Source organism: Streptomyces muensis (assembly GCF_021474425.1).
GTDB lineage: Bacteria > Actinomycetota > Actinomycetes > Streptomycetales > Streptomycetaceae > Streptomyces > Streptomyces muensis.
This window is the reverse complement of record NZ_JAKEIP010000054.1, coordinates 1-18392: the sequence shown is the minus strand read 5'-3', so window position 1 is coordinate 18392 and position 18392 is coordinate 1. Positions and strand designations below refer to the sequence as shown.

Below are 18392 nucleotides of genomic sequence, written 5' to 3'. Positions count from 1 at the left end.
CCGCGGGGGCGAGCCCCCGAAAGCGCTCAGTTCTCGCGCTTCTCCTTGATCTTCGCCGCCTTGCCGCGCAGGTCGCGCAGGTAGTACAGCTTGGCGCGGCGGACATCACCCTTGGTGACGAGCTCGATCTTCTCGACGATCGGGGTGTGCACCGGGAAGGTGCGCTCGACGCCGACGGAGAACGAGACCTTGCGGACCGTGAAGGTCTCGCGGACACCGGCGCCCTGGCGGCGGATCACAACGCCCTTGAACTGCTGCACACGGGAGCGGTTGCCCTCGATGACGCGGACGTGGACGTTGACGGTGTCGCCCGGGCGGAAGGCCGGGACGTCGCTGCGCAGCGACGCGGCGTCGACGGAGTCGAGCAGGTGAGACATTTCGTCTGCTTTCTTCGCCCATGCCACAGGTCATAGGCGGGAGCTAGGTGCTTCGTGAGGATGCTGTCCGTGTCGGGGCGGGCGTCGTGTCCCCCTGTGGCAGGGGCGCACGCCGGACGACGCACAACAGCGGTCTATTCTTCCACGCTCTCTGTCCTGCGCCAAAATCGACCGAACCGCTCCCCCTCCGGGTCGGGCATCCAGCCCAGGATGGAGAGCATCTCGCGGTCCTTCTTGTCGAAGGCCTTGGGGTCGCAGCGCTCGATCAGGTCGGGCCGGTTGGCTGTCGTACGCCGTAGCGCCTCGTCCCTGCGCCAGCGGGCGATCTTGCCGTGATGGCCGCTGAGCAGCACGTCGGGGATGTCCCGGCCGCGCCACTCGGGCGGCTTGGTGTAGACGGGGCCCTCCAGGAGGCTCGCCATCGCGCCGGGCGCGAAGGAGTCGTCCCGGTGGGACTCGGCGTTGCCCAGGACGCCGGGCAGCAGCCGGGCCACGGCCTCCGTGATGACCAGTACGGCCGCCTCGCCGCCGGCGAGGACGTAGTCGCCGATGGACACCTCGTACACGGGCATCCGGGTCGCGTACTCGTCGATGACCCGGCGGTCGATGCCCTCGTAGCGGGCCGGCGTGAAGATCAGCCAGGGCCGCTCGGAGAGTTCGACGGCGAGTTCCTGGGTGAAGGGGCGTCCGCTGGGGGTGGGGACGATCAGGGCGGGCGTGCCGGAGCCCGTCTCGTAGCCGTCCGCCAGCACGGAGTCCAGGGCGTCTCCCCAGGGGTCGGTCTTCATGACCATGCCCGGACCGCCGCCGTACGGCGTGTCGTCGACCGTGTTGTGGCGGTCGTACGTCCAGCCGCGCAGGTCGTGCACATGGACGTTCAGCTGTCCACGCGCGCGTGCCTTGCCGACGAGGGAGACGTTCAGGGGCTCCAGGTACTCGGGGAAGATCGTGACGACGTCGAGCCGCATCAGCTCTCGGCCTCCGTGTCGCGCGTCGAGGCGACCTCCGCGCGGTCGTCGATCAGACCCGGCGGCGGCGTGATGACCGCGCGCTGCTCCTCCAGGTCGATCTCGGTGACGATCTCCGAGACGAACGGGATCATCACCTCGCTCCCGTCAGGCCGCTCGACGATGAAGAGGTCCTGGGAGGGCAGGTGCGAGATCTCGGTGATACGACCGACCTCGACCCCGTCAGCGGTGACCACGTCGAGGTCCATGAGCTGGTGGTCGTAGTACTCGTCCTCCTCCTCGGGCAGCTCGTCCGGGTCGATCTCGGCGATGAGGAGGGTGTTGCGCAGCGCCTCGGCGCCGGTGCGGTCCTTGACCCCCTCGAAGCGCAGGAGGAGCCGGCCGCTGTGGACGCGGCCGGTCTCGATGGTGAGCGGCCCGGTGGCGGCCGGGTCGGTGGCCAGGACGGCGCCGGGGGCGAGCCGCAGTTCGGGCTCGTCGGTACGCACCTCGACGGTGACCTCGCCCTTGATGCCGTGGGCGCGGCCGATCCGTGCGACTACCAGCTGCACGAGTTCAGATCTCCTGTCGTGTGCCTACGGCATGACTTCGTATACGACTACGGGCCGGGGACGGCCCAGTGGCCCTCCCCGGCCCGAGCCGGTGCTGCGTTCGGCGTCAGCGGACGTGGTCGACGTCGACGAGGTCGACGCGGACACCGCGGCCGCCGATGGCGCCCACGACGGTGCGCAGAGCGCGTGCGGTGCGGCCGTTACGGCCGATCACCTTGCCGAGGTCGTCGGGGTGGACCCGGACCTCGAGCACGCGTCCGCGACGCAGGTTGCGCGAGGCGACCTGCACATCGTCCGGGTTGTCGACGATGCCCTTCACGAGGTGCTCGAGAGCCTCCTCGAGCATGCTCAGGCCTCGGTCGACTCGGACTCGGCCGCAGCCTCGTCCTTCTTGTCAGCCTTCTTCTTCTGGGTGATCGCCTCACCCTTGCCCTCGTCGTCGCCACCGAGGGCCTCGAACGACGGGCGCGCCTTCTTCGGCTCGGCGACGAGCAGGGGCGCCGGGGCGGGCTCGCCCTTGAACTTCTGCCAGTCGCCGGTCTTCTTCAGGATGGCGAGCACGGGCTCGGTCGGCTGCGCGCCGACACCCAGCCAGTACGCGACACGGTCCGCGTCGACCTCGATGACCGACGGGTTGTACGTCGGGTGGTACTTGCCGATCTCCTCGATCGCACGACCGTCACGACGGGTACGGGAGTCGGCGACGACGATGCGGTAGTGAGGCGAACGGATCTTGCCCAGACGCTTCAGCTTGATCTTGACTGCCACGGGAGTGGGTTCTCCTGGATTTGACGTGGTTGGGCACGGCGAGAGAGCCGCGTGGGGTTGCGGTACCCGAGTGCCCGATGGACGCGTCAGCCGGAGGAGAGAGGGGTCCTGTGCGGCTGTCGAGTACAGCTAGCCATTGTGCCACACCCCGCGGGTCGCCTCCGGCCGGGGGCGGTGAGGGTACCGGGGCTGGGCATGCCCGAGAGGCGCCGGGCGCTTCAGGTGCCGTCACGGCGTTGTGCAGCCCGGCGCTGCGGGGTGCCGCCTGCGCGGGCCACAGCGGCACCCCGGCGCCACGCATACCGGCGCGTCACGCCGACCGACATGCGACGCGCCCGACGCGCCTACGTCCCGACCGGCAGCCACGAGATGCCGGTGCTCGACGTGGCGCCGTTACGCCGCTCCGACCACCTCGGGAATCCGGAACGGCTTCCCGCAGCCGCCGCACACGATCGGGGCCTGGGCCAGGACCGACGGGACGACCCGGACGTTGCGGCCGCAGTCGCAGACCGCCTTGACGCGGACGCCGCCTCCGGAGGAGCCGTGGCGGGCGGCCGGGCCCCGGAAGGTCCGGCTGGTGTCGGCGGAGGTGGCCGCGGTGTGGGCCTTCAGGGCGCGCTGGAGGCGTTCGATGGTCGGGCGGTAGCGGCGCTTGGCCTCGGGGTTGAGCGTGACCAGGGAGAAACCGCTGCTCGGGTGCGGTTCCTCGGGGTGGTCCAGGCCCAGCTCCTCGGCGATGGCGAGGAATCTGCGGTTGTGGTAGCGGCCGGCCCGGGAGGTGTCGCGAACGCCGCGGGCGGCGGCGATGCCATGGACTGCCTCATGAAGCAGTCGCTCGAAGGAGAGCTCGTGACCGCAGGCGGACGACGACTCCCCGATCAGGGACTCTGGCGCGGCGAGATCCGGCAGCTCGGGGTGGTACCGCTGAATGTCGGCCCACGCCTGCGCCAGTTCTGCGGCGAGAACAGGTGGTGTCTGTGTCGTGCTCACGTAATGACAACGAGCCGGAGTGCCGCTGTGTTCCGATTCCGGGCCATCCCAAATAATTTGCACGTACCCGTCAGTTGCGAATGATGCGCCCTGACGAGGGCGGGTGCGCCGATCTGCGGAGAAGCCTCACAGCTCATACCCAACCGGTGCGTAGTCTGACGTACGCGCCGGCGCGTACGCCTTGTCCACGCGCCGGTGCGGCTGTGGTTCGCGGATGCGCAAGAGGCGATTCGGTCGCTCTCGTTCCCCACGCGCGTCCACTCAGTAAGCGCGCGCCACGACCGCGACGTTACCGGGCGCGTCGTCGGCGTCCGGCACCGACCCGTCCTCGGCGACCAGACACCGTACGGTCACCGCGTGCTCGGCCAGCCTGGCCTCGCCTTCTTCGCCGAGCGTCGCCCACGGGATGCGCGCCCAGCCGCCGCCGACGGCCGCTTCGACGGCCTCGTCGATGGTCGTCACGTCGGCGGTACGGGACTCGCGGCGCTCGCGCGCCTGGGTCAGCAGCAGCGCCTGGTCCTCTTCGAGAACCGTGGGCAGCAGTCGTACGAGGGACTCGACGGGCACCGGTTCCTTGCCGCCGGGGATGCGGCGGGCCAGCATCGCGGTGCCGTTCTCCAGGTCACGGGGGCCGACCTCGATGCGGACGGGCACGCCCTTGAGCTCCCAGTCGACGGCGCGGCGGCCGAACGGGGTGTCGGTGCGGTCGTCGACGTGGACGCGGATGCCGGCCGCCTTGAGCTGGTCGCCGATCTCGCGAACCTTGGCCAGAACCGCTTCGTCGCCCTTGATGGCGAGGACGACGACCTGGATCTGCGCCAGGCGCGGCGGGACCCTCAGGCCGTCGTCGTCGCCGTGCATCATCACGAGGGCGCCGATCATGCGGGTGGTCGAGCCCCAGGAGGTCTGCCAGACCAGTTCCTGGGTGCCGTCCTTCGACAGGTACGAGGTGTTGAAGGCCTTGGCGAAGTTCTGGCCCAGCTCATGGCTGGTGGCCATCTGCAGGGCCTTGCCGTCGCCCATCATCCCTTCGAGCGTGAGGGTGTTGACGGCTCCGGCGAAGCGCTCCTCGGCGGTCTTGCGGCCGGGGACGACGTCCATGGCGAGGACGTTCACCATGAAGTCCTCGTAGACCTCGCGGTGGATGTGCGCGGCAAAGTCCCGGGCGTCCTCGTAGGTGGCGTGCGCGGTGTGGCCCTCCTGCCAGAGGAATTCCGTCGTACGCAGGAACAGGCGCGGCCTGAGTTCCCAACGGACCACGTTGGCCCACTGGTTGATCAGCAGCGGCAGGTCGCGGTAGCTCTGCACCCACTTCGAGAAGTAGTCGTTGATGATCATCTCGGAGGTGGGGCGGACCACCGCCGGCTCCTCCAGCTCCTTGCCGCCGCCGTGCGTGACGACCGCGAGCTCGGGAGCGAAGCCCTCGACGTGGTCCGCCTCGCGCGTGAGGTAGGACTGCGGGATCAGGAGCGGGAAGTACGCGTTCTGCGTGCCCGTCTCCTTGATCCGGGTGTCCATCTCGGCCTGCATCCGCTCCCACAGCCCGTACCCGTACGGCCGGATGACCATCGTGCCGCGCACCGGACCGTTGTCGGCCAGCTCGGCCTTGGTGATCAGGTCCTGGTACCAGCGCGGGAAGTCCTCCGCCTGCGGCGTCAGAACGGGTGCCTTTGCCATGGCGCGATGGTACGGGCCCACGTTGCCGGAATGTGAATTTTGGCCATGGACACAGGGAAGCCTCAAGCGGGGCTCCGAGACCCCTGGACGCGACGTCGGGTGCGGAGTTTCCTGGCATACGTGGGGATGTGAGCGCATGTCACGGGGGCCACGGAATCGGACTCAGAGGCAACTCTCTGCGGATTGGGGCGCTTTAGATGACACCTACGCTCGTGCGGCAGCACCTGCCTCACGCGGGCGCTGCTGCCCGTGTGGACCTGTGTGCACGCGCGCGTGACTGGTCCGAGATCCAGGAGCGGATGCTGGTTCCGCTCTACGAGGCCGTCTACGAACGAGTGGAGGTCGGCCCGGGAACCCGGCTGCTGGGCCTCGGCTGCGGCAGCGGGCTCGCCCTGCTGATGGCGGCGTCCAGAGGCGCGGCCGTCACCGGAGTCGAGTCCTGCTCCCCCGAACGGCTGGCCCTGGCCCGGCGGCGGCTGCTGCCCGAGAGCTGGGACACGCGCGCGCGTGCCGGCACGCGGCTCGTCGACGGCCCGCCCGGGGACGCGGCCGACCCGCAGGCACCCGCGTACACGCTGGTGACCGCGTTCGAGCCCATCGGGTGCCTCGCCGGCGACTCGGAGGGGCTCGGCGAGGCGCTCGCGGCCGCGACACCGCTCGCCGAGCGGGGGGCGCCGGTGGTGCTGGCCGGCTGGGGTCCGCCGGAGCGCTGTGCCACCTCGTCCGTGCTGCGGGTCGCCACGAAGCTGGCCGATCCCCTGCGCACTGCGGGCAGTTGGCGTCCGGCGCTGCGCGACGACCTGGAGGAGGTCGCCCAGCGCGCGGGGCTCAGGCCCGACGGCTCGGGGCGGGTGGCCTGTCCGTTCGGGTACGCGGACGTGGACAGTGCCGTACGGGGGCTGCTGTCGACGGGGTTGTTCGACGCGGCGATCACGGCGACCGATCAGGCCCAGGTCGACAAGGAGGTGGCGGAGGCCCTGCATCCGCACCTGCGACCGGACGGGACGGTGTGGATGCCGAACGTGTTCCGGTACCTGATCGCCCGGGTGCCGTGAGGCCGGGGTCTAGGCGTCGTCCTTCGTCAGCCGCGTGATCCCCGCGATGCGGTACGCGTCCGCCTCCTCCAGCGTCTCGTTCTCCAGGAGTGCCTCGGCGAGGGCGTTCAACTGCCCCCGGTGGTCCTGGAGTTTGCGGCAGGCCTCCTCGTAGCACTCGTCGACGATCCGGCGCATCTCGGCGTCGATCACGTCGAGGGTCTGCGGGGCGGCCGCGAGCCCGTACGCCTGCTGGGTGTCGCTCGGCAGGGCGGACAGCCGGCCCACCCGCTCGCTCATGCCCCAGCGGGCGACCATGGCGCGCGCGATGTTGCTGACCTGTTCGAGGTCGTTCTCGGCGCCCGTGGTGACGACCCCGTAGACCACCTGTTCCGCCGCCATGCCGCCCAGGGCGCCGATGATGCGGCCGCGCAGATAGCCCTCGGAGTGCGCGTACCGCTCGACCTCTGGGGTCGACATCGTCACGCCCAGGGCGCGGCCGCGCGGCACGATGGTGATCTTGCGTACGGGGTCGGCGCCCGGCTGGAGCATGCCGAGGAGGGCGTGTCCGCTCTCGTGGTAGGCGGTGCGCCGGCGGTCTTCCTCGGGCATCACGAGGGTGCGCTCGGCGCCGAGCTGGACCTTCTCCAGTGCCTCGGACAGGTCGGCGTTGGTGACCTGGTCCTGCTTGCGCTTGACCGCGAGCAGGGCGGCCTCGTTGGCGAGATTGGCCAGATCCGCACCTGTCATGCCCGGGGTGGTGCGGGCCACCTGGGTGAGGTCCACGTCCTCGGCGAGCGGGATCGCGCGGGTGTGGATGCGCAGGATGGCCTCGCGGCCGCCGCGGTCCGGCGGGGAGACGTTGACGACCCGGTCGAAGCGGCCGGGGCGGGTCAGGGCCGGGTCCAGGATGTCGGCGCGGTTCGTGGCCGCGATGACGATCACGCCCTCCGAGCCGGAGAAGCCGTCCATCTCGGTGAGGATCTGGTTGAGCGTCTGCTCGCGCTCGTCGTGGCCGCTCACCGAGGCGCCGCCGCCGCGGGCTCGTCCGATGGTGTCGATCTCGTCGATGAAGATGATCGAGGGTGCCACTTTGCGCGCCTCGGCGAACAGCTCCCGGACGCGGGAGGCGCCGACGCCGACGATCATCTCGATGAACTCGGAGGCGGAGGCGGAGAAGAACGGCACGTCCGCCTCGCCCGCCACCGCGCGCGCCAGCAGGGTCTTGCCGGTGCCGGGCGAACCGGCGAGCAGCACGCCGCGCGGCATCTTGGCGCCCATCCTGCGGTAGGCGTCGGGATGCTCCAGGAAGTCGACGACGTCGTCCAGCTCGCCCTTGACCTCGTCGATGCCGGCCACGTCGGCGAATGTCGTGCGCTGCTTGCCGGGCTGGAGCTCGACCGGCTTGGGGGGTGCCTTGCGGCCGAGCATGCCGCCCGCGCCGCCGAGCCCTCCGCCCATTCGCCGGGCGACGAAGATCCAGACCGCGAGCAGGAGCACGATCGGGATCAGGGAGAACAGCAGGTTCGACAGGACACCGCGCTCCCGTACGACCGGCTGGGCGGTCACGGTCACGTCATGGCGGTCCAGTTGCCGCCAGAGGTCGTCGTCCGCGAAGGCGGGCCGCTGGGTCTTGAACCGGGTGTAGTCGCCGTCGCCCTCGGGGTTGTCCCGGGCGCTCTTGAGCTCGCCCTGGATCGCGTCGCCCTTGGAGTAGATCTTGTCGACGTTGCCGGCGTCGACCTGTCTGCTGAACTCCGTGTAGGAGATCGTCGGCTCGTTGCCCCGGTCGAGGTAAGTCAGCCCCACGTAGGCGAGCAGGAACACGATCACCGCGGTGAGGAGCAGGCTCCACCAGCGGCCGCGCATCCGTCGGCCACGGGGCCGCCCGGGCGGCTCGTCCGGTGTGCCCTCGGTGCGCCACGGCTGGTCAGGGGCCTTGCGTGGTGGCGCGGCATTGCTCATATCTGGACGTTACGGCAGATGCCGGACCCTGGCATGCGCTGAGGGCGCCCTCCGGGGAAGGGGGCGCCCTCGATGGCGTACGCGATGGACCGTCAGCCCATGAACTTCTTGAACTCGTCCGGCAGCTCGAAGTCCTGCCCGGACTGCTGGCCCGGCACCCCGAAGGCGCCGCCGGCCTGAGCCGCGGCGGCCCGACGGGCGGCCTCCTCCTGCTCCTGCTGCTTGCGCTTCATCGGGTTGCCGGAGCGCTGCTTGCCCTTGGCCTTCTTCGGCTGCTTCTTCGTACGGCCCGGACCGCCACCCATGCCCGGCATCCCCGGCATACCGGGCATGCCGCCGCCCTGAGCCATGCGGGACATCATCTTGCGGGCCTCGAAGAACCGCTCGACGAGGTTCTTGACCGCGCTGACCTCGACACCGGAACCGCGGGCGATACGGGCGCGCCGCGAGCCGTTGATGATCGTCGGCTCCTGGCGCTCGGCCGGGGTCATCGACTTGATGATCGCGGCGGTGCGGTCGACGTCGCGCTCGTCGAGGTTGTTGATCTGGTCCTTGATCTGGCCCATGCCCGGGAGCATGCCGAGCAGCTTGGAGATGGAGCCCATCTTCCTGACCTGCTCCATCTGGGACAGGAAGTCGTCCAGGGTGAAGTCCTGGCCCTTCTTCGACGCCAGCTTGGAGGCCATCTTCTCGGCCTCGGCCTGGTCGAAGGTCTTCTCCGCCTGCTCGATCAGGGTGAGCAGGTCACCCATGTCGAGGATGCGGGAGGCCATCCGGTCCGGGTGGAAGGCGTCGAAGTCGTCGAGCTTCTCGCCGTTCGACGCGAACATGATCGGCTTGCCGGTGATCTGCCGGATCGACAGGGCCGCGCCACCGCGGGCGTCACCGTCGAGCTTGGAGAGCACCACGCCGTCGAAGCCGACGCCGTCGCGGAAGGCCTCCGCGGTGTTGACGGCGTCCTGACCGATCATCGCGTCGACGACGAAGAGGATCTCGTCCGGCGAGACCGCGTCCCGGATGTCCGCGGCCTGCTGCATCATCTCCTGGTCGATGCCCAGGCGGCCGGCGGTGTCCACGATCACGATGTCGTGGACCTTGGCCTTGGCGTGCTCGATGGAGTCCTTGGCGACCTTGACCGGGTCACCGACGCCGTTGCCCGGCTCGGGCGCGTACACGGCCACGCCCGCGCGCTCGGCGACGACGCTCAGCTGGTTCACCGCGTTCGGGCGCTGGAGGTCGGCGGCGACCAGCAGCGGCGAGTGGCCCTGCTCCTTCAGCCAGGCGCCGAGCTTGCCCGCGAGGGTGGTCTTACCGGCACCCTGCAGACCCGCCAGCATGATCACGGTCGGCGGCTGCTTGGCGAACCGCAGCCGCCGGGTCTCGCCGCCGAGGATCGTCACGAGCTCGTCGTTGACGATCTTCAGGACCTGCTGGGCCGGGTTCAGCGCCTTGGAGACCTCGGCGCCGAGGGCACGCTCCTTGACGTTCTTGATGAACGTCCGGACGACAGGGAGCGCCACGTCCGCTTCGAGGAGCGCGATACGGATCTCGCGCGCGGTGGCGTCGATGTCCGCCTCGGAGAGCCGTCCCTTGCCGCGCAGGTTCTTGAAAGTCGCTGAGAGGCGATCGGAGAGAGTATCGAACACGGCGCTCGCGGTCCTCGGGGTCGGTGGCAGCTGGGAATCGCCCTCAAGGGTATCCCGGCCGTGCAGGTTGCCGGGATCCCTCGGTTCAGAGCCTTTGAACAGGGTCTCAGCCGCGCAACGTCTCCTCCACCTTGCGTGCCACGGCGGCCGCCTCCTCGCTGGGCAGCGGTGCTCCCTCGGGCCCTGTGACATAGAACGCGTCGACGGCGTTGGCGCCCAGCGTGCTGACATGCGCACTACGCATCCGCACGGCCGCGTCCTCCAGCGCCCGGCCGATCCGGAACAGCAGCCCCGGGGCGTCCTGGGCGCGGACCTCGATGACCGTGGCCAGCCTGGACGCGGCCGGATGGACGGACACCCTGGGCGGCGGGGGCACGACACCCCGGCGGCGCGGATAGGCCGCGTCCCGCTCGGCGAGGCGGCCGGCGATGTCCAGGGTGCCGTCCAGGGCGCGTACGAGGTCGGCGCGCAGCCGGGTGGCCTGCGGCAGGGAGCCGTACTCGGCGGCGACCCGCCAGTTCAGCAGCAGGACGGAACCCTCGACGCCGTCGGGGAGGTCCAGGGCGCTCAGTTCCGCGGTGCGGACGGTCAGGCGGTGCATCGCCAGGACACCGGCCACCGCGGGCAGCACGCCCGGCTGGTCCGGTACGGCGATGAGGAGCTCCACGCCGAGCGGCTCGGGATCGCCGGAGTGCTCCTCGGTCGGTGGCTCGGTCTGCGCGCGCAGGGACAGCACCGGGCTGCCGGTCGCCATGGCCTCGATGGCGAGCCGCTCCTGCTCGGCGGTGGGCGCGGCGGCCTCGGGCTCGTCGAGATCGTCCCCGGCGAGCACGGCCGCGACCCGTTTCACCAGGTCGGCGACGAGGGAACCGCGCCAGGACGACCAGGCTGCCGGTCCGGTGGCCAGCGCGTCGGCCTCGGTCAGGGCGTGCAGCAGCTCCAGCGTGCCCTGCGAGCCGACGGCCTCGGCGACCGCGCGCACGGTGGCGGGGTCCTCCAGGTCGCGCCGGGTGGCCGTGTCGACGAGCAGCAGGTGATGGCGTACGAGCGCGGAGAGCACGGCCACGTCGTCGCGGTCGAAGCCGATCCGCGCGGCGACGTCCTTGGCGATGATCTCGCCGGCCACCGAGTGGTCCCCGGGCCAGCCCTTGCCGATGTCGTGCAGCAGGGCGGCGACCAGGAGGAGGTCGGGGCGGTGGACGCGGCGGGTGAACTCGGAGGCGCGCACGGCCGTCTCGATCAGGTGCCGGTCGACGGTCCAGATGTGCACGGCGTTGCGCTGCGGGCGGCAGCGGACCCGCTCCCAGTCGGGCAGGAGGCGCGTGATCAGGCCTTCGGCCTCCAGCGCCTCCCACACGTCGACCGTGGGGCGGCCGGAGCCGAGCAGGGTCACGAGCTGCTCGCGCGCCTCGGCGGGCCAGGGCGTGGGCAGCGGGCGCACGGTGGCCGCCATGCGCCGTACGGCGTGCAGGGAGAGCGGGAGCCCGGCCTGCGCGGCGGCGGCCGCGGCACGCAAGGGGAGCACGGGGTCGCGTTCGGGGCGCGCGGCGCGGGCGAGCACCACCTCGCCGTCCTGCTCGACCACGCCCTCGGCGAGAGGGGACCTTTCAGCAGTGGGCTTCCCGCCGCCCAGCATGGCGCGCAGCCTCGGCCGCACGGCGCGCGAGCGCAGTACGCGCCCCACTTCACGCCAGGTGACATCGCTGGCGTACGAGATGACCCGCGCCGCCTCGTACACCTGCCGCAGCAGTGTGTCCGCGTCGAGCAGGCCGAGCTCGGCGGCGACCTGGTCCTGTTCCTGGAGCGAGAGCCGGTCGGTGGCGCGCCCGGTGGTCAGGTGCAGGGCGTCGCGTACGTCGAGCAGCCGGCGCCGGGCGTCGTCGAGGCCCTCGCGCGGGGCGTCGGCCAGCCAGGAGGCGGCGACGGCGCGCAGGATGGTGGCGTCGCGCAGGCCGCCGCGCGCTTCCTTCAGGTCGGGTTCGAGGAGGTACTGCAGCTCGCCCTGGCGCTCGGCGCGCTCGGCGGACAGCTCCTGCAGTTCGGGCAGCCGCTTGGGCGCCTGGTTGCGCCAGTCGGCCAGCACCGCCGTACGCAATCCGGCGGTGAGTCCGAGGTCGCCCGCGATGTGCCGGGCGTCCAGCAGGCCGAGCTGGACCTTGAGGTCCTCGCCTGCGGTCTTGCGGGCCTCGGCGGGCGTGCGCACGGAGTGGTCGAGGGCGAGGCCGAGGTCCCAGACCGGGTACCAGATGCGGTCGGCCAGGGCGGCCACCGCACCGGGGTCACCGCTGTCGTGCAGCAGGAGCAGGTCCAGGTCGCTGCGCGGGGACAGCTCGCCACGGCCGTAGCCGCCGACGGCCACCAGGGAAACTCCGCGCAGCCCCTCGGCGCCGGCGGCGAACAGGCCGGTCAGCCACTCGTCGGTCAGTTCCGCGAGGGCGGAACGGCGCGGCGGCCCGGACCGCGCCTCCTCGGTGAGGAGACGCAGCCGGGCCGCCGCATAGCCGCTGGGTCCCGAGTCCTCTGCATCCTTGGAAACGTCCGTGCTCGTCACCCAGCGACTCCTGTTCTGTTTCCCTGCCTCAGAGCGCGTCGGGCCCGCGCTCGCCGGTCCGGACCCGTACGGCCGTCTCGACCGGCAGGGACCAGACCTTGCCGTCACCGATCTTGCCGGTGCGGGCGGCCTTGACGATGACGTCGATCAGCTGCTCGGCGTCGTCGTCCTCGGCCAGGACCTCGATGCGGATCTTCGGGACCAGGTCGACGGTGTACTCGGCACCGCGGTAGACCTCGGTGTGGCCCCGCTGACGACCGTAGCCGCTCGCCTCGGTGACCGTCAGTCCGTGGACCCCGAAGGCCTGGAGGGCTTCCTTGATCTCGTCGAGCCGGTGGGGCTTGACGACTGCGGTGATGAGCTTCATGCGTCCACCTTCTTGCTCGCGGCCGCCGCGACCGGGGCCGGGGCTGCGGTCCGGGCGGCACCGCCGCCGGCGCCGCTGAAGTCGTATGCGGTCTCGGCGTGCTCGGCCTGGTCGATACCGGCCACCTCCTCGTCCTCCGTGACCCTCATGCCGATGGTCTTGTCGAGGATGAAGGCGAGGAGCGCGGAGACCACCAGGGAGTAGGCCAGGACCGCGAAGACACCGGCGCACTGCTTCCAGAACTGGGTCATGCCGCCGCCGTAGAAGAGGCCCTCGACCTTGGACTGGCCCTCACCGCTGGCGAAGAAGCCGACGAGCAGGGAGCCGATCACACCGCCGACCAGGTGGACGCCGACGACGTCGAGCGAGTCGTCGTAGCCGAGCTTGTACTTCAGGCCCACGGCCATGGCGCACAGCAGACCGGCGATGGCGCCGACGGCGATGGCGCCGACCGGGGTGACCGCACCACCGGACGGGGTGATGGCGACCAGACCGGCGACCGCGCCGGAGGCGGCGCCCAGCGTGGTGAACGCGCCGTGGCGGATCTTCTCGTAGATGAGCCAGGCCAGCATGGCGGCGGCGGTGGCGACCTGCGTGTTGACGAACATCAGCGCACCGACGCCGTCGTCGTTGCCCAGCCAGGAACCGGCGTTGAACCCGAACCAGCCGAACCACAGCAGGCCCGCGCCGAGCATGACCAGCGGCAGGCTGTGCGGACGCATCGGGTCCTTCTTGAAGCCCACGCGCTTGCCGATGACGAGGATCACGCCGAGCGCCGCGGCACCGGCGTTGATGTGGACCGCCGTACCGCCGGCGAAGTCGATCACGCCCAGTTCGAAGGCCCAGCCACCGGAGCCCCAGACCCAGTGCGCGACCGGGAAGTAGACGACCGTGGCCCACAGCGCGACGAACAGCGCCCACGCGGTGAACTTCACGCGGTCGGCCAGCGCACCGCTGATCAGGGCAGGCGTGATGATCGCGAACATCAGCTGGAAGACCAGGAACACGAAGATCGGGACGGTGTAGCCGTCCCACAGCTCCGTGAGGCCGATGTTGCTGAGGCCGACCCAGTCGGAGTTCCAGCCGATGAGGCTGCCGGAGTCGGTGCCGAACGCCATGGAGAAGCCGTACAACACCCACAGGATGGTGACGATCCCCAGGCTGATGAAGCTCATCATCAGCATGTTCAGGGTGCTCTTGACGCGGACCATGCCTCCGTAGAAGAAGGCCAGGCCCGGGGTCATGAGCATCACCAGGGCGGAACAGATGAGCATGAAACCTGTGTTGGCGGCGGACAGCTCGGGAGCATCTGCCGCGAGCGTGATGGCTGGAGCCATCGGCGTCTCCTCGTCATTGGTACGGCCCCGTGCGGGCGAAGCCTGAGCGGATTGAGGGGTGGGCCGGTTATGCGCCAAGAGATTGGCGCAGCGCCGTTTCGGTGAAAGCCCCTCGTTGTTTCGCCGCCGTGACGAAGGCGCCTCGTGTGTTACGCCTCGATGAACTGCCGGATTGCGGCCGGGCTGATCGTTATCTTGGCGCAACCTTCGATGGGGGGACACAGAGCCGGCCGCGGCGGGCCTTCCGATGACCTGGCATGGGGGAGCCGAGTCGGGCAGTTCGGGAGGGCCGGCCGCGGCCGGGGTTCAGGGGTTGCCCCGCGATGGCATGCGAAGCTCAGACCGCCTCCGCGGTCTCCGGCAGCTCCACGGCGAGCTTGTCCGTCAGGTCCACGACCTCGGCGAGCTCCCCGAAGTCGCGTGCCGCCGTGTCGACCGTCTTTCGAATACGAGTGTTGACACGCTCGGAGCGCACCTTCTTGGCGACGCGCATGGCGTCCTCGGCATAGACGGCGCTCTGCTCGGGCTCCTGCCGGAGCAGATGCACCGTGGCCATGCCGATGAGGTTCAGCGCGTACGACCGCTGGTGCTCGCCGTCCTTCGCGAACAGGTCGACGGCCTGCTGCATCAGCGGCTCGGCGAGGGAGGCGTACGTGGGGCTGCGGCCGGCGACATAGGCGAGGTCACGGTAGGAGTGGGAGTTCTCGCCGTAGAGCTCGGCCTCGGAGAAGAAACGGATCCAGTCGGGGTCCGGCTCGTCCCAGTCGTCGGCCTCGGCGAAGGTGTCCTCGGCCATCCGGACGGCCCGCTTGCACTTGCCGGGCTGGCCCATGTTGGCGTAGGCGCGGGCCTCCATCGCATACAGCATGGACTGGGTGCGCGGACTGGCGCAGTCCCGGCTGCCGTACTGCGCGAGGTGGATCAGCTCCAGAGCGTCGTCGGGCCGGCCGAGGTGGATCATCTGGCGGCTCATGCTGGACAGGACGTACGAGCCGAGCGGCCGGTCGCCCGCCTCCTTGGCGGCGTGCAGCGCGAGGACGAAGTACTTCTGCGCGGTGGGCTGGAGCCCCACGTCGTACGACATCCAGCCGGCCAGCTCCGCCAGCTCGGCGGCGACCTTGAACAGCTTCCTGGTGGTGGCCTCGGGATGGGGCTCCTGGAGCAGATCGGTCACCTCGTGCAGCTGGCCGACGACGGCCTTGCGGCGCAGGCCGCCGCCGCACTGGGCGTCCCACTGCCGGAACATCACGGTGGTGGACTCCAGCAGGTCCAGCTCGGGCTTGGACAGCCGGCCGCGCGCGCGTGAGGACGGGACGGGCCGGGGCTCCTGGTACGGGGCGGGCGGAGCGGGGACCAGCCAGCGCTGCATCGGTTCGATGAGCGCCGGGCCCGCGGACAGGCTCAGCGAGCTCCCGAGGAAGCCGCGCCGCGCCAGCATCAGGTCGCTGCGCGAGAACTCGCTGAGCAGGGCCACCGCCTGCGGGCCCGTCCAGGGCAGGTCGATGCCGGACACGGAGGGTGACTGCCGGGCGGCGCGCAGACCGAGGTCCTCGACGGATACGACACAGCCGAACCGCTCGGAGAACAGCTCGGACAGGATCCGCGGGATCGGCTCGCGGGGGTTCTCACCGTCGAGCCAGCGGCGCACCCGGGAGGTGTCGGTCGAGATGTGGTTGGCGCCCAACTGGCGTGCGCGGCGGTTGACTTGGCGGGCGAGTTCGCCCTTCGACCAGCCGCTGCGCACGAACCAGGACGTGAGCAGCTCGTTCGGGCGCTTGTCAGCGTGCGATGCGCCACCAGCACTCGTACCGCTTCCGCTGTTGCCGCTCACTGGAACGCCCCCATCCCTTGGACCACTTGTCACCGAGTGCGCCAAGCCCTATCAGAATGCCGGTAAATACGGTCGCTCGTCCGGCACTTGTCACCCTTCGAACGGAAAGCCGACTTGCCCCCGGCATACCCACAAGCGCATGTGCCCCGAGGGTTCGTGCACACACGGTAATCCTACGATCACGCCTCCAGCCATGGCGATCCCGGAAACGCCACCATTCGCCACCCCTTCGGATGAACTAACGGCCGCCTCCGCGCGATTCACTTGACATAGGACGGCCGGAAGTGGGCGGAGCGAAGCACTCAGAGGCGCGTGTCGCCGAGCCCACAACCCCGGGTGCTTCCGAACGCCGCGTGAGCCGAGCGGCGTCAGAGGGTAACCGGCCACCCAGGAACACACAGGGTCACGACTCGCATCCGCGCCGTAACCACCCGCGCGCTGGACCCGTTGGAGGGGGCATGGGCTTCACGATCGGCGGCATCCGGGAGATCCGATCCGGCGCGCGTCGACGCGGCCGCTCCTCGGAGTGCACCGCCGTCGCCGAGTTCACCGGACTGTGGGGCTGGGACGTGGTGCCCGGCGCGCGGGCCGCGGCGGGCGCCTGTTCGTGCGGCCGCTCCGACTGCGACGCGCCCGGCGCACACCCCCTCGACTTCGCACCCCACGTCCCCGCCGGGGCCACGCTCGATGACGTCAGCAAGGCGTGGTCGGAGTTCCCGGGCGCCTCGGTGATGCTGCCGGTCGGGCAGGCGTTCGATGTGATCGACGTGGCCGAACCCGCCGGGCGCCGCGCGCTGGCCCGGCTCGAACGCATGGGACTCCCCCTCGGCCCGGTCATCGCCACCCCCGAGGGCCGCGCCCACTTCTTCGTCGCCCCGGGCGCCGCCGCCGAGCTCCCCGAGCTCCTCTACCGCCTGGGCTGGGACGACCCCACCCACCTCGACCTGCGCGGCCTCGGCCCCGGCACGTCCATCACCGCCCCGCCCTCCGACCGGGGCGGCCTCGGCCCCGTGCGCTGGCTGAGGCCACCGGAGCTGGACACGGCTTCGAGGCCGCCGGCGGCACGGTTACTGCTGGGGACGTTGGCGTACGTGGCACATCGGTCGCGGGCGTAACGCGGGACCCATCCGTCACAGACGTACACAGCGAAGCGCCCGTCCCCCAACTGCACCTTGGGAGGCGGGCGCTTCTTCGAACGGAAGCACATACGAAATTTCGTAGGTGCTGTCCTCACTCTCCGATAAGGGCGTCAACGAACGCCTCCGGCTCGAACGGCGCCAGATCGTCGGCGCCCTCGCCCAGGCCGATCAGCTTCACCGGCACGCCCAGCTCGCGCTGGACCGCGACGACGATGCCGCCCTTGGCCGTGCCGTCGAGCTTGGTGAGGACGATTCCGGTGATGTCGACGACCTCGGCGAAGACACGGGCCTGGACCAGGCCGTTCTGCCCGGTCGTCGCGTCCAGCACGAGCAGTACCTCGTCCAGCGGAGCATGCTTCTCGACGACCCGCTTGACCTTGCCGAGCTCGTCCATGAGCCCGGTCTTGGTGTGGAGCCGGCCCGCGGTGTCGATGAGGACGACGTCGGAGCCCATCTCCTTGCCCTCCTTCACCGCGTCGAAGGCGACGGAGGCGGGATCGCCGCCCTCCGGTCCGCGCACGGTGTAGGCGCCGACGCGCTCGCCCCAGGTCTGGAGCTGGTCGGCGGCGGCGGCACGGAAGGTGTCCGCGGCACCGAGGACGACGCTGCGGCCGTCGGCGACGAGGACGCGGGCGAGCTTGCCGGTGGTGGTGGTCTTGCCGGTGCCGTTGACGCCGACGACCATCACGATGCCGGGCTTGCTGGTCTCGGGTTCGGTCTTGACCACACGGTCCATGTCCGTCCCGACCAGCTTGAGCAGCTCCTCGCGCAGCAGGCCGCGCAGCTCCTCGGGGGTGCGGGTGCCGAGGACCTTCACGCGCTCGCGCAGGCCGTCGACGAGCTCCTGGGTGGGGGCCACGCCGACGTCGGCGGTGAGCAGCGTGTCCTCGATCTCCTCCCAGGTGTCCTCGTCGAGGTGCTCCCGCGACAGGAGCGTGAGCAGCCCCTTGCCGAGGGCGGTCTGCGAGCGGGAGAGCCGGGCGCGCAGGCGGATCAGGCGGCCGGCGGTGGGCTCCGGGACCTCGATCTCGGTCGGCGGGAGCTCTTCGACGACGGGCGGTTCCTCGACGGCGACCCCGGTCGAGCCGTCGGGAAGGTCCACCTCCTCTATGGTCCGGCGCTCTTCGTCGCGCGGTGTCTCGGCCTCGTCGCCGACGTGCGGCTCGGCCGGTGGGGCGGTGATGTCGGGGG

Annotated in this window: 16 protein-coding genes; 2 read left to right on the top strand and 14 right to left on the bottom strand. The window is 70.6% G+C overall.

What is annotated here, in order from left to right; genetic code table 11:
• Positions 1-26: 26 nt before the first annotated feature.
• The 7 genes from rplS to proS form a co-directional block, all read right to left on the bottom strand.
• A complete protein-coding gene (rplS, locus tag L0P92_RS15965; protein ID WP_031485105.1) occupies positions 27-377 on the bottom strand; it encodes a 50S ribosomal protein L19 in 351 nt (116 codons plus the stop codon).
• 134 nt (positions 378-511) lie between these two features.
• Entirely contained in the window at positions 512-1345 is an 834-nt protein-coding gene (gene trmD, locus L0P92_RS15960) for a tRNA (guanosine(37)-N1)-methyltransferase TrmD (protein WP_234763371.1), read from the bottom strand.
• Positions 1345-1896, bottom strand: a complete 552-nt coding sequence (gene rimM, locus L0P92_RS15955) for a ribosome maturation factor RimM (RefSeq protein ID WP_234763370.1) — start codon at positions 1894-1896, stop codon at positions 1345-1347. The genes trmD and rimM overlap by 1 nt, the downstream gene beginning before the upstream one ends.
• A 106-nt stretch (positions 1897-2002) precedes the next feature.
• A complete protein-coding gene (locus L0P92_RS15950; RefSeq protein ID WP_003973401.1) occupies positions 2003-2242 on the bottom strand; it encodes an RNA-binding protein in 240 nt (79 codons plus the stop codon).
• 2 nt (positions 2243-2244) lie between these two features.
• Positions 2245-2664 (bottom strand): 30S ribosomal protein S16, encoded by a 420-nt coding sequence (gene rpsP / locus L0P92_RS15945; RefSeq protein WP_062709179.1) that lies wholly within the window; start codon positions 2662-2664, stop codon positions 2245-2247.
• A gap of 393 nt (positions 2665-3057) precedes the next feature.
• Entirely contained in the window at positions 3058-3654 is a 597-nt protein-coding gene (locus tag L0P92_RS15940; protein ID WP_003997568.1) for a hypothetical protein, read from the bottom strand.
• Between the two features lie 261 nt (positions 3655-3915).
• Positions 3916-5331: a proline--tRNA ligase gene (gene proS / locus L0P92_RS15935; RefSeq protein WP_234763369.1), complete on the bottom strand. Its 1416-nt coding sequence runs from the start codon at positions 5329-5331 to the stop codon at positions 3916-3918.
• Positions 5332-5528: 197 nt separating this feature from the next.
• Here proS and L0P92_RS15930 point away from each other — a divergent pair, with 197 nt between their 5' ends.
• The gene (locus L0P92_RS15930) at positions 5529-6386 is read left to right on the top strand and encodes an SAM-dependent methyltransferase (protein ID WP_234763368.1); all 858 of its coding nucleotides are present in this window, start codon (positions 5529-5531) and stop codon (positions 6384-6386) included.
• A 9-nt stretch (positions 6387-6395) separates the two neighbouring features.
• Here the strand turns inward: L0P92_RS15930 and ftsH are convergent, their stop codons facing one another.
• The 6 genes from ftsH to nsdA form a co-directional block, all read right to left on the bottom strand.
• Positions 6396-8330, bottom strand: a complete 1935-nt coding sequence (gene ftsH, locus L0P92_RS15925; protein ID WP_234763367.1) for an ATP-dependent zinc metalloprotease FtsH — start codon at positions 8328-8330, stop codon at positions 6396-6398.
• A 92-nt stretch (positions 8331-8422) separates the two neighbouring features.
• A complete protein-coding gene (ffh, locus tag L0P92_RS15920; RefSeq protein ID WP_234763366.1) occupies positions 8423-9976 on the bottom strand; it encodes a signal recognition particle protein in 1554 nt (517 codons plus the stop codon).
• Between the two features lie 106 nt (positions 9977-10082).
• Positions 10083-12527 carry a [protein-PII] uridylyltransferase gene (locus tag L0P92_RS15915; RefSeq protein ID WP_234763365.1) on the bottom strand — a complete coding sequence of 815 codons (2445 nt, stop codon included), beginning with the start codon at positions 12525-12527 and terminating at the stop codon, positions 10083-10085.
• A gap of 28 nt (positions 12528-12555) precedes the next feature.
• Entirely contained in the window at positions 12556-12894 is a 339-nt protein-coding gene (locus L0P92_RS15910) for a P-II family nitrogen regulator (RefSeq protein ID WP_003997576.1), read from the bottom strand.
• Positions 12891-14231 carry an ammonium transporter gene (locus tag L0P92_RS15905; protein ID WP_234763364.1) on the bottom strand — a complete coding sequence of 447 codons (1341 nt, stop codon included), beginning with the start codon at positions 14229-14231 and terminating at the stop codon, positions 12891-12893. The genes L0P92_RS15910 and L0P92_RS15905 overlap by 4 nt, the downstream gene beginning before the upstream one ends.
• A gap of 337 nt (positions 14232-14568) precedes the next feature.
• Positions 14569-16062, bottom strand: coding sequence for a transcriptional repressor NsdA (gene nsdA / locus L0P92_RS15900; protein ID WP_234763363.1), 1494 nt, complete (start codon positions 16060-16062; stop codon positions 14569-14571).
• Between the two features lie 458 nt (positions 16063-16520).
• Here nsdA and L0P92_RS15895 point away from each other — a divergent pair, with 458 nt between their 5' ends.
• Positions 16521-17177, top strand: a complete 657-nt coding sequence (locus L0P92_RS15895; protein ID WP_234763362.1) for a bifunctional DNA primase/polymerase — start codon at positions 16521-16523, stop codon at positions 17175-17177.
• 115 nt (positions 17178-17292) lie between these two features.
• Here L0P92_RS15895 and ftsY read toward each other — a convergent pair.
• The coding region (gene ftsY / locus L0P92_RS15890) for a signal recognition particle-docking protein FtsY (protein WP_234763361.1) at positions 17293-18392 on the bottom strand (1100 nt) is incomplete at its 5' end.

Excerpts from the sequence above, each read along its gene's own strand:
- rplS (WP_031485105.1), bottom strand. The coding sequence starts at position 377 with ATGTCTCACCTGCTCGACTCCGTCGACGCCGCGTCGCTGCGCAGCGAC.
- trmD (WP_234763371.1), bottom strand. The coding sequence starts at position 1,345 with ATGCGGCTCGACGTCGTCACGATCTTCCCCGAGTACCTGGAGCCCCTG.
- L0P92_RS15950 (WP_003973401.1), bottom strand. The coding sequence starts at position 2,242 with ATGCTCGAGGAGGCTCTCGAGCACCTCGTGAAGGGCATCGTCGACAAC.
- proS (WP_234763369.1), bottom strand. The coding sequence starts at position 5,331 with ATGGCAAAGGCACCCGTTCTGACGCCGCAGGCGGAGGACTTCCCGCGC.
- L0P92_RS15930 (WP_234763368.1), top strand. The coding sequence starts at position 5,529 with ATGACACCTACGCTCGTGCGGCAGCACCTGCCTCACGCGGGCGCTGCT.
- ftsH (WP_234763367.1), bottom strand. The coding sequence starts at position 8,330 with ATGAGCAATGCCGCGCCACCACGCAAGGCCCCTGACCAGCCGTGGCGC.
- L0P92_RS15910 (WP_003997576.1), bottom strand. The coding sequence starts at position 12,894 with ATGAAGCTCATCACCGCAGTCGTCAAGCCCCACCGGCTCGACGAGATC.
- L0P92_RS15905 (WP_234763364.1), bottom strand. The coding sequence starts at position 14,231 with ATGGCTCCAGCCATCACGCTCGCGGCAGATGCTCCCGAGCTGTCCGCC.
- L0P92_RS15895 (WP_234763362.1), top strand. The coding sequence starts at position 16,521 with ATGGGCTTCACGATCGGCGGCATCCGGGAGATCCGATCCGGCGCGCGT.